This is a genomic window from Pseudomonadota bacterium, assembly GCA_034660915.1.
Lineage (GTDB): Bacteria > Desulfobacterota > Anaeroferrophillalia > Anaeroferrophillales > Anaeroferrophillaceae > DQWO01.
Map to the genome: position 1 here is coordinate 1 of JAYEKE010000168.1, position 2,304 is coordinate 2,304.

Consider the following 2,304-nt stretch of genomic DNA (forward strand, 5'->3'; position numbering starts at 1 on the left):
TAAGTATTCCGCTGACCACGGCTATTCTTGGTGGTCGGGTTGACGTGCCGACCTTTGCTGGCAAAGCGATGCTGACTCTGCCTCCCGGAACTCAGCCTGGTCAGAAATTTCGTTTGCAGGCTAAAGGGGTGAAAAAAAATAAAACGGAAAATTATGGCGATGAGATTGTTGAAATTGCGGTGGATATTCCCAAAAAATTAACTCCTGAGGCTAAAAAACTGGTAGAACAGTTGGATGCCATCATTACCTCGCCTTAATATATACCGTCAATTCTCGAACCGGAAAGCGATAGATATCCGGTGAAGTTTTGCACCTGCCGTCCCATATGCCTGGCGTTTGTACTGGTATTAACAGCCGTCCTCTGGCCGGTTTTTCTGCCTTGTCCATGGCTTTTCATTCCTTTTTCACTCCTGTTGGCCTGGGGTTATTATGCCGTTGACCGTCATGGCAACCCTCTGGGGATTCCCCGCGTATCTTTGATCATCATTTTCCTGGCTGTTTCACTGCTGCTTTCTTTCCTGGTTTTTCTTCGGGTTAGTGGTCGAATCAAGGAATTTAATTCACTTGCAGCTAATCGTAAATTTCCCTACCGGCAACAGTTGTTTGTGGCCACAGTAGTCGGCTTCCCGGAGGGATATTATGATTCCTGGTCGCTGCCTATTGTTTTTGATCGGGCTATTGATGGACAGTCTGCTATTTCATCTCTGCGGCCGGGAACGCGTTTATCTCTGCGTTTGCCATCTATTTCCTATAATAATAATCGTTTGCCTCTGATCGGTGATCGGATTACGGTCAAAGCAATGGTTCGAGGTTACCGATCGCCGAAACATCCATTTCTGGCATCCAGGCGTTATCGCTGGATGGTCAGTGGCAGCCGCTTTTTTGCCGAAGCAGGGCAATGGAATAACCTGACTATTGATTCCACTCAGCATCGTTTTTTTATTACTCGGCCTGTAGATAAACTACGGCGCTGGTTGTATGGAAAAATTCATGAAAACATTCAAACAGATAATATTTCCGGCATCCTGAAATCCCTCCTTTTGGGAACCAGGGATTCTCTGACCCCGGAAATGAAAGATTTCTTTATTGATTTTGGTATCTATCATCTGTTTGCCATCTCGGGGTTGCATGTTGGGATAGTTGTTTCAGTCATTTTTTTCTTTACCATATGGCTGCTGAATTGGCTGATTCCCTATTTTTTTATTGCCGGGCCGCGAAAATCGGCGGCTGCCGTTGCTTTGTTGTTCGGCTGGCTTTATGTTCTCATGACCGGTATGCACCTGCCGGCGGTGCGGGCTGGAATCATGGCCAGTATCTTTCTCCTGGCCATTATGTTTGATATGGTTGAAGATCCGTTTGCGGCCTTAATGACGGCGATCATCGTTATTCTGATTATTTGGCCCCAGTCATTGTTCCAGTTATCATTTCAATTGTCTGTTGCCGCAGTTGCCGCCATTCTGCTGGCGGTTGGTGGTTTTCGAAAGGTTGTGCCAGGACTGGAATCCTCTATCCTGCCTGGTATGGACGCAAGCCATAAATGGTTGCGTACTATACTTTACCGGGGGCTTATAACCATGCTTATCGGGACGGCGGCCTGGTTGGCAACCATGCCCCTGCTGCTTAATTGCTTTCATTATCTGACTCCTTTTTCCCTGCTCAGCAACCTGTTTCTGGTTCCCTTATTTTCTCTCATTGTTCTGCCCTTTGGGATTCTGACCCTGGTGGTTTTGCCGCTTCCCGGTATTGGATTTGGGTGTATTCAGCTGCTCTCCCGGCTGATGGGCTTGATTATAACCAGCTGCCAGTGGCTTCATGGGCTGCTGCCGAAATTTCGCTGGTACTATCCTTCTCTGTCAGGTATGGAAATGATTCTTTTCTATGGCTTCTGGCTGCTGCTCGGTACCGCCATAATCCGCCGGAAAAAATCATTGCCGGTTATTGGCCTGCTATTGATTCTGATTCTGTCTGTGGGTGACTGGATTTATTGGCAGGATCGCCGTGAACATCGGAATTATCTGAGCATCAACTGTTTTGTCGGTGGCAATACTCAGTCGGCCATCATGGAAATGCCTGGAGGGGATGTGGTAATGCTTAATGGTGGTGTTTTTTTTAAAAGTCGTTTTTCCATGGCCAGACAGGTTATTGCTCCTTACTGCTGGTCAGAAAAAATCAGTCATATTAAGACCTTGATTTTAACTAAACCCCAGAATGGGTTGGTAGGCGGCCTGGATTATATGGTCCGGAATTTCGGGATCCAGGAAATCTGGTATAATGGCTTGTGGACTGGCTATCCTCCTTTTCGCC

Annotated in this window: 2 protein-coding genes; both read left to right on the forward strand. The window is 47.0% G+C overall.

What is annotated here, in order from left to right; all coding sequences use genetic code 11:
- The coding region (locus U9P07_09835; protein MEA2109705.1) for a DnaJ C-terminal domain-containing protein at positions 1–257 on the forward strand (257 nt) is incomplete at its 5' end.
- Between the two features lie 42 nt (positions 258–299).
- The coding region (locus tag U9P07_09840) for a ComEC/Rec2 family competence protein (protein MEA2109706.1) at positions 300–2,304 on the forward strand (2,005 nt) is incomplete at its 3' end.